General features: G+C 44.6%; 8 protein-coding genes and 2 pseudogenes. 7 read left to right on the top strand and 3 right to left on the bottom strand.

What is annotated here, in order from left to right; genetic code table 11:
- Positions 1-693: pseudogene (locus F6K52_RS27895) on the bottom strand (nicotinate phosphoribosyltransferase); the annotation flags it as partial.
- A 375-nt stretch (positions 694-1068) separates the two neighbouring features.
- On the opposite strand from F6K52_RS27895, the gene F6K52_RS27890 reads away from it, so the two are divergent.
- Positions 1069-1218 carry a hypothetical protein gene (locus tag F6K52_RS27890; protein ID WP_293086150.1) on the top strand — a complete coding sequence of 50 codons (150 nt, stop codon included), beginning with the start codon at positions 1069-1071 and terminating at the stop codon, positions 1216-1218.
- 261 nt (positions 1219-1479) lie between these two features.
- Here F6K52_RS27890 and F6K52_RS27885 read toward each other — a convergent pair whose 3' ends face one another.
- On the bottom strand, positions 1480-2130 hold the full coding sequence (locus F6K52_RS27885; protein WP_293086145.1) for a glutathione S-transferase family protein: 651 nt from the start codon (positions 2128-2130) through the stop codon (positions 1480-1482).
- A 97-nt stretch (positions 2131-2227) separates the two neighbouring features.
- Positions 2228-2935, bottom strand: coding sequence for a diacylglycerol/polyprenol kinase family protein (locus F6K52_RS27880; RefSeq protein WP_293086141.1), 708 nt, complete (start codon positions 2933-2935; stop codon positions 2228-2230).
- A 65-nt stretch (positions 2936-3000) separates the two neighbouring features.
- Here F6K52_RS27880 and yidD point away from each other — a divergent pair.
- The 6 genes and pseudogenes from yidD to F6K52_RS27850 form a co-directional block, all read left to right on the top strand.
- Positions 3001-3207: pseudogene (yidD, locus tag F6K52_RS27875) on the top strand (membrane protein insertion efficiency factor YidD); the annotation flags it as partial.
- Between the two features lie 242 nt (positions 3208-3449).
- Positions 3450-4160 carry a M15 family metallopeptidase gene (locus tag F6K52_RS27870; RefSeq protein WP_293086112.1) on the top strand — a complete coding sequence of 237 codons (711 nt, stop codon included), beginning with the start codon at positions 3450-3452 and terminating at the stop codon, positions 4158-4160.
- Between the two features lie 299 nt (positions 4161-4459).
- Positions 4460-4834 (top strand): DUF3110 domain-containing protein, encoded by a 375-nt coding sequence (locus F6K52_RS27865; RefSeq protein ID WP_364420056.1) that lies wholly within the window; start codon positions 4460-4462, stop codon positions 4832-4834.
- A 216-nt stretch (positions 4835-5050) separates the two neighbouring features.
- Positions 5051-5989, top strand: a complete 939-nt coding sequence (murQ, locus tag F6K52_RS27860; RefSeq protein WP_293086106.1) for an N-acetylmuramic acid 6-phosphate etherase — start codon at positions 5051-5053, stop codon at positions 5987-5989.
- Positions 5990-5991: 2 nt separating this feature from the next.
- On the top strand, positions 5992-7533 hold the full coding sequence (locus tag F6K52_RS27855) for a site-2 protease family protein (RefSeq protein ID WP_293086103.1): 1542 nt from the start codon (positions 5992-5994) through the stop codon (positions 7531-7533).
- A gap of 176 nt (positions 7534-7709) precedes the next feature.
- On the top strand, positions 7710-7943 hold the full coding sequence (locus F6K52_RS27850; RefSeq protein ID WP_293086100.1) for a hypothetical protein: 234 nt from the start codon (positions 7710-7712) through the stop codon (positions 7941-7943).
- Positions 7944-7969: the final 26 nt, after the last annotated feature.

Genomic DNA, 7969 nt, shown 5'->3' with positions numbered 1-7969 from the left:
AAAAGCATCGTGCTCACTTCCAGATACTGCTGTGATCGCCATCACCAAAGCATGAGCCATGGTTCCTTTAGGCTGACATCCTAATTTCACGGCTGCTAATACATTAGATGTGCCATCCAACCCAGCTGCTATAGCTGCTCGTGCTGCCCACAAGGATGCCTGAGGGCTAAAAGCCCGTCGAGTGCCAAACTCTAGTAAGCTAGCCTCAGCTCCTGCCACATCTCTTAGCCGTGCTGCCTTAGTGGCTATCAAGGTTTGATAGTTAATTGTATTGAGTAGGTAAGTTTCTACTATCTGTGCTTGCCACAGAGGAGCATCCACCCGCAACAACGGTTCATTAGCAAATATTGCTGTTCCCTCAGGCACTGCCCAGACATCACCGGTGAAGCTTCCTTCTGCTAAGAGTGACCAAAACTGTTCCGGTGCTCCCTGAAAAATTTCTGTCTGCTGTAATGCTTCTAGTGCCTGGGGACTAAAGCGAAACTGTTCCAGGTAGTCGAGTACCTGGGCGAGTCCCATAGCAATCAAGTAACCAAAGCCATTAGGTAAACGTCGGGCAAATAGTTCAAAGGAGGCTGGTTTTTGGGCTAAGCCTTCACCGCTATAACAGGCTGTCATGGTCAGCTGATACAGGTCAGTTAATAAGCTATAGTTCTCAGGTGTAGGTATTAATTCCTGGTGTTTATCATTCATGGTAATACTGTTTAAGTAGTAATGTTTAACATAAGGTAAAGGAACTTTAAATAGGTACAGATTTGTTAACAAGCCTCTCAAAATTACCAAACAAATCTTAGGGATTAGTTAACCTTGAGAAAAGTATTGCAAATATTGCCAAACAAATATTACTAATCCCGGTACCAAATCGATAATTTTCGATAAGATTAAGTACACCAAGACAAAAACGTCTTTCAGTCTTTACTGAGAGTTAATACTCAAAAATTTGAGAACAGCAATTTGATGAGAGCAGGAAAGTAATCGTGAACCACCAGAAAAGGTAAAGGTTCGCGGTAATTATAACCACTGCTGCTGTTTTCAACTCTAACCTAACTAATTCAGGAGAGCAATTTTATGGGTTTTTACAAACTATTGGAAAGCAGTATTCAATATCTTTCTGAAGCAGTAGCTAGGATTTTTGGACCTAATGATGACATTTATCCTGCTATTGGTGTTCAACCCTTTAGCGGTGACCCCTTTGAGCATAAAAAGGCATTTTGGTAAATTTTTCGGTAAATTATTCGATTTTAGCTAGAATTTGAACGCTAGTTATAGCGGTTCTTGCTGGAATACACAACACCCTTAGGGGCGCACACCGTGCGCCCCTAAAGCTAATGTGGGGTTGCCTATTGACGGGATGATTTAAGCTGGGAGCCAACACTGTGATCGAGGTAACGTGGTAATGTAGCGGTTCTCATAACTCCCCCCTCCCGACTCACGACTCACCACTCCCAATAACTCAGGTGTTGGGAATTGTCTAGTGGTTTACCGTGACAAAATTGCTTTCACTTTTGCTTTAAATATTTCCAACTGCTCTGGTGTTGGTTGAACTTGCTGCCAACTTTCCCGTTGCTGTAAAGCTGTTTGCCAATTTTGGACTGAGGGATAGTCAGCTAAAGAAACGCCAATCTTGCTCAGAAAATATACTGACAAACCCGCCACAATATCTGCTAAGGTAAATTGTCCTTCTACAAAGTAGTTTTTATCGCCCAATTTTTCGTTATAAAACTTCATCACTGTGGCAAGTTTTTGTTGAGCTTGTTCTAATTGTTTGGCTTCTACTTCAATCTCCAAATTATGGCGCATAAATGTTACGATAGCTGGAGCAAGCTCATTGACATTGACCAGTTGTATCATCCTCACTGTAGCAATAGCTTGAGGATCAGTGGGCATAAGAGCAGGAGTTGGATATTTAGCTTCTAAATAATCTAAGATGGCTAAGGATTCGATTACTTTAAATCCATCATCGATTAGGACGGGAACGTGATGAAAAGGATTGATTTCAATAAATTCTGGCGTAAATTGATCTCCATCTAATTTTATGTCAACAGGCTCAAATTCAATCTGTTTTTCTAATAAAGCAATCCATACCCGTCGGGCATTGTTGGACATGGGATTATTGTAAAACTTTAACATTGACTTAACTTTCCATTACTATCAAGGTTTGATTTATTCTTAGTTTAAGATCTACTTTCAAGCACAAACTCATAAACTGAGCTATCTGAAGACCCCTTTAACCCAAGGTGAGGATTTGACTTAAAAAGAACCCTACTGCTGCACTACCGATAGGAACTGTGAGATTATCAATACCGAACTTCGAGAAGGCTTCTAATACTGTGGCAAAGAATGCGATCGCAATTGACATCAACCAGGTTTGCCAGACATTACCTTGAACAGCGAAAAGGATCAGACTACTGACTACATAGCTAGTTACCGCCATGGTTCCAGACCCTTCCCAGCTTTTTTGCATCCCCCAAGCGTTATAGGGATGTTGGCCAAATTTCTGACCAATCAGTCCTGCCAATCCATCCCCCCATGCCATCACTAAAATACCAATAGCGGCATACTGGAATTGTTGTAATGGCCAAAACCAGGCAATCACCACACCAATACTGACAGCATAGAAGAAAGTGCCTAGGCTTTTGCGCCCAACGCTGTTGATACCAGGCAAAATAGGAATGTAATAGGACAAAAGAGCGATCGCACTAGCGATAACTGAAGCCAAAATACCTACCCAGGCAGGTATTTGTAGCCACCAAGCCACTAAAATAACGTTACCCGTGCCAATGTGAACAATTTTACGGGTAATTTCTGAATCCCTGGCGGTGCGCTGATGTAGTGTTTCCGCCAGCAGTACAATCGCACCGAGACCGACAGCAATCAGTGCAATTTGCAGCCATAGGGTTGGAATTGATTCTATCGAGGGTACAGAATTAAACAAGGATTTGATGGCAGCATAATACTGTAAGACCTATTTATTACTGTATTAGATTGGGTGACCATTACATGAAATTTTTACTTATTTGGCTAATTCGAGGCTATCGAGCGTTTATTTCCCCCCTATTTCCCCCAGTCTGTCGCTTTCAACCAACCTGTTCCCAGTATGCTATCCAAGCCATTGAGCGGTTTGGTGTCTTTCGGGGCGGTTTGCTAGGCATTCGCCGTATTCTACGATGTCATCCTCTCTATCCAGGAGGTTATGATCCCGTGCCTGACGTTTATCCTAATGGTAATAGCGATAAATCTAGAAGTGTTGAACAGGGAACAGGGAACAGGGAACAGGGAACAGGGAACAGCGAACAGGGAACAGGGAACAGGGAACAGGAAACAGGGAACAGGGAACAGCGAACAGGGAACAGGGAACAGGGAACAGGAAACAGGGAACAGGGAACTCAGAAGAAGTAGTGGCTCTTGTGGTTTGAGTATGCTGAAAAAACTGAGAACTGCTATAACTTATGAAACCTTATCAGCAAATCCCAATTGTAGAGTGTGGAGAACCCCTCATCCCCATTCCCTTAGAACAATTTGCCGCTCGTACCCCTCACCCATACCAAAAACTGGGGGCACCTTATGGTGAGGCTTCCCCTTATTATCTGCGCCAGAGTTTGATCGAAGCACTATTTGTGGCTCAAAGCCAACTCCAACAGCAGCATCCAGGTTGGCGCATCGAGATTTTTGATGGCTATCGACCGGTAGAAGTCCAACAATTCATGGTTGACCATACCTTTGCAGAAGTAGTTCAGGCACAACAACTCAACCCAACCACCCTATCGGAAAAACAAGAGCAAGCCATTTGGGAACAAGTCTATCAATTTTGGGCAGTACCGAGCTCTAACCCCATGACTCCACCCCCTCACAGTACAGGTGGTGCGTTAGATATTACCCTGGTGGATGCTACCGGTGAAACCATTGATATGGGCTCTCCCATTGATGAAGTCTCACCACGCTCCTATCCCGATTACTACGCTAATCAACAAGACTTGCCTTATCATCACAATCGACAGGTGTTAAAAAATTTAATGTACTCGGCTGGGTTCCGGTGTCATCCTAGAGAGTGGTGGCATTTTTGCCTCGGAGACCAAATGTGGGCTTGGCTGCGCAATCAAGAGGATGCAAGCAATACCTTTATGGCACGATATGCTGCTGTTGAGTGCGTCAGTGCCTAATCCTGAGTCTTGAGTCGGATAGTGGGGAGCATCCTAAGTGGGTCATTCCTAAGTGAGGAGCGTCCTAAGTAGGGAGCGTGGTGATAGCTGAGTTGCTGCTAAGATGGTTTAGCACTGCATTATTGTGGAATTATTAATCAAGTAGCTCAAAGAATGCTACAAATAGACCATTTTTTAATGCCCCTCTTGCCTCTCTTGGCTCTCTTGCTATCTGTCCATAGCATTAAAGCAAATAATATTAGATATCCTATAAAAACAGTTAAAAAATAACTATTACCTAAGATTATATAAGAATTATGATGGCACCTAAGCAAGTATACGTCCTGTTATTTAATGCCCGGACAGAAAACGAGGGAATTCACACTATCCAAATTGACGATCGCCAAACGGTATTGATGTTTGAAGAAGAAGACGATGCTACCCGCTTTGCTTTATTGCTCGAAGCCCAGGATTTCCCAACAGCAACCGTGGAAGCTATCGATCTAGAAGAGATTGAAGAGTTTTGCCAATCGGCTGGTTATGACTCGGAGTTGGTTACTGAAGGAATGTTGGCCATGCCACCGGAAACAAATCTAGAAAATACTGATTGGCAACCGGACATCAAGAAAACCGAACAACCAGAAATATCATCAGATCTAGAGCGCATTCGCCGTCAGTTGGAAAATTTATTGTAAGCTGATAAAAATTTGAGGAATATTTTTTAACGGTCTACCTTGAACCGTCAACCAAACAACCAAACAACCAAACAACCAAACAACCAAACAACCGACCAGACACCGAATCGCTAAAGGCGAACAACCTTGGCCTTGGCCTATTGGCCACGGGTGCGCGAATGGCCACGGGTGCGCGAACAACCAAATAACCTTAAACCCTTCTAGCAATGACTAATAATGCAAAATTTAGAACAACGGGGACATCTACTGACCGAACAGATTAATCCCAATAGTCAGAACCTTGACCAGCTGACATCCCTAGAGTTAGTGGATCTGTTTAATCAAGAAGATACCAAAACCCTAGATGCGATCGCAGCAGCTCGTAGCCAGTTAGCTCAAGCCATTGACTGCACAGCAAAGGCATTGCGTCAAGGAGGATGCCTCTTCTACGTGGGGGCTGGTACCAGTGGACGCTTGGGAGTCCTCGATGCTGCCGAATGTCCCCCCACCTTTTGTACACCCCCAGACCTAGTCCAAGGGATCATTGCTGGAGGAGCAGGGGCATTAGTGCGGAGTTCTGAAGATTTGGAAGACCGACAGGAAGATGGTGCAAAAGCGATCGCCCATCGCCGGGTACATGACCTAGATGTGGTGGTAGGCATTACCGCAGGTGGGACCACACCCTTTGTCCACGGCGCACTCCAAGAGGCACGCGGGCGGGGCGCAACCACGATTGCGATCGCTTGTGTCCCCCCTGAACAGGTCAGTATTGATGCTGATATTGATATTCGGCTGCTAGTTGGTCCGGAAGTCTTAGCTGGCTCTACTCGCCTCAAAGCCGGTACTGTCACGAAAATGGCATTGAACATCCTTTCCACAGGAGCCATGGTAAAGCTTGGCAAAGTCTACGGCAATCGCATGGTAGATGTGGCAGTGACCAACAAGAAACTTCATGACCGAGCCCTGCGCATCCTCAAAGACCTGACCAACCTCAGCCGAGAAGACTGCGCTGATTTACTAGAGCGCAGTGGAAGGCAGGTAAAACTAGCGCTACTAATGTACTGGACAGGATTAGACCAGGTAGAGGGAGCCAGCTTCCTACAGCAAAACCAAAGTGATCTCAGGACCGCTCTCCAAAGTTGGAAAGAAACTAGTACTCCATCAAAATTGAATTGATAATGTTTAACGGATCAGAGACTACTGTCACTTTGGTGATCATACTCGTAGCCCTTGGTGTTCTAGGTTGGGGCTATAACCGCGCTCGTTCTTACGGCAAGCTAGGAATTTTAGCCTGGTTGCAGTCAGTAGTATTGACAGTGCCCTGGCTATTATTCTTTGGCTTAGTCAGCATCGGAATTTACCTGAATATCGTTGGGATCCTATTTCTGCTAGTCGCTTCCACCGGCCTATACATCTACTTGGGCAGGCTGTTACGTGCAGCAGGTCAAGATGAAGTTTGGCGGGAGCGTGCTACCAAACTGTTCGAGGAGCAACAAAAAAGCAAGGATGCCCAAAAGTCTGAGAAGCAAGATACTGCAGCTTACAACAATTTAACTTCCGTATCCGAGAGTCCTAATACCACCAGGATCGGAGTAGCTACAATTCCTGATGAAGACCTACAACTTATTAAAGGGATTTTTGGGATTGATACGTTCTTTGCTACGGAAACTATAAAATATCAGGAAGGTGCAATTTTTACAGGCAATCTCCGGGGAAACGATGCCGAATTGGTACATTCTCGTTTGTCAGCTAATCTAGAGGAAAAATTAAGCGATCGCTATCGGCTATTTTTAGTCGATAATCCAGAAGGGAAACCAGTTGTCATTATCTTGCCCAGTAGCAATGACCCACGAACCACTACAGTTCCGCAGAAAATATTAGCCCTGGTCCTGGTAATTGCCACATTTTTCACCACTTTAGAAGTATCTGGGTTACTCCTTGAGTTTGATTTATTCAGTGAACCTGAACGGTTTCGGGAAGCCTTACCGATTACCATCGGACTTTGGATAGTTCTGATTACCCATGAACTCGGTCACTGGTGGCAAGCCAAAAGTCACAACATTCGCCTCAGCATACCCTTTTTCCTTCCCAGCTTGCAAATTGGCTCATTTGGTGCTATGGTTCGCTTCGAATCCCTATTACCCAATCGAAAAGTATTATTTGATATTTCCATAGCCGGACCAGCCGTAGGTGGTTTAGTATCTCTAGTGATGCTGATTTCAGGATTAGTCCTTTCTCATCAAGGCAGTGCTTTTCAGGTGCCAGCAGAGTTCTTCCAAGGGTCAATTTTAGTCGGAGGGCTGGCAAAGTTAGTGCTCGGTAGTGCTCTCCAAGAGTCTTTAGTGGATGTTCACCCTCTCACCATTGTCGGTTGGCTAGGTTTAACCATAACAGCCTTGAACCTAATGCCAGCAGGACAACTAGATGGTGGGCGAATTGTCCAAGCTATCTACGGACGCAAAACTGCTCGACTTACTACCATTGCCACCTTAGTCATATTGGGGATTCTGGCCTTAATCAATCCAGCCAATCCCATAATTTTGTACTGGGGAATCTTGATTTTGTTCTTGCAGCGGAGTTTAGAGCGTCCTAGCCTCAATGAAATTACCGAAATTGATGATACTCGAGCATTGTGGGGGTTATTGGCATTATTTTTAATGGTCGCAACTCTGATTCCCATTAATTCAGCTTTGGCAGGAAGGCTCGGAATTGGGGGCTAATTTCAAGAGTTGTTGGCCCACCCGTGGCCAATAGGCCAAGGTTGTTAAGTTGTTAAGTTGTTCGCGCAGCGTGGCCAATAGGCCAAGGTTGAAGGCGTACCGGTGGCCAATAGGCCAAGGTTGTTAAGTTGTTCGCGCAGCGTGGCCAATAGGCCAAGGTTGAAGAATGTTTCCGAGTGACTAAACCAGGGGGAGTATTGACCATCTGTGATTCGATTCAACTAATCGATACTCCTGAGTTTGAGGTATCGATGAATAATTTTATTGCTACGTTTCACGAGCCTTATTACAGGAGTTATATCACTGATAACTTAGTCGAACGTCTCGAAGAATCTGGCTTTGAACAGGTCGAAACTGAAAATTACTTTGTTAGTAAATATTTGATTGCCCGCAAGCCTGAAATTATATAGCATTTGTATTTGATTTGTCAACATAG

It is taken from the genome of Moorena sp. SIO3H5, assembly GCF_010692395.1.
In the GTDB taxonomy this organism is placed as follows: Bacteria; Cyanobacteriota; Cyanobacteriia; order Cyanobacteriales; family Coleofasciculaceae; genus Moorena.
This window is presented reverse-complemented; position numbering and strand designations above follow the sequence as displayed.

Coding starts and splice junctions, on each gene's coding strand:
- F6K52_RS27890 (WP_293086150.1), top strand. CDS start 1,069: ATGGGTTTTTACAAACTATTGGAAAGCAGTATTCAATATCTTTCTGAA.
- F6K52_RS27865 (WP_364420056.1), top strand. CDS start 4,460: ATGGCACCTAAGCAAGTATACGTCCTGTTATTTAATGCCCGGACAGAA.
- F6K52_RS27855 (WP_293086103.1), top strand. CDS start 5,992: ATGTTTAACGGATCAGAGACTACTGTCACTTTGGTGATCATACTCGTA.
- F6K52_RS27870 (WP_293086112.1), top strand. CDS start 3,450: ATGAAACCTTATCAGCAAATCCCAATTGTAGAGTGTGGAGAACCCCTC.
- murQ (WP_293086106.1), top strand. CDS start 5,051: ATGCAAAATTTAGAACAACGGGGACATCTACTGACCGAACAGATTAAT.
- F6K52_RS27885 (WP_293086145.1), bottom strand. CDS start 2,130: ATGTTAAAGTTTTACAATAATCCCATGTCCAACAATGCCCGACGGGTA.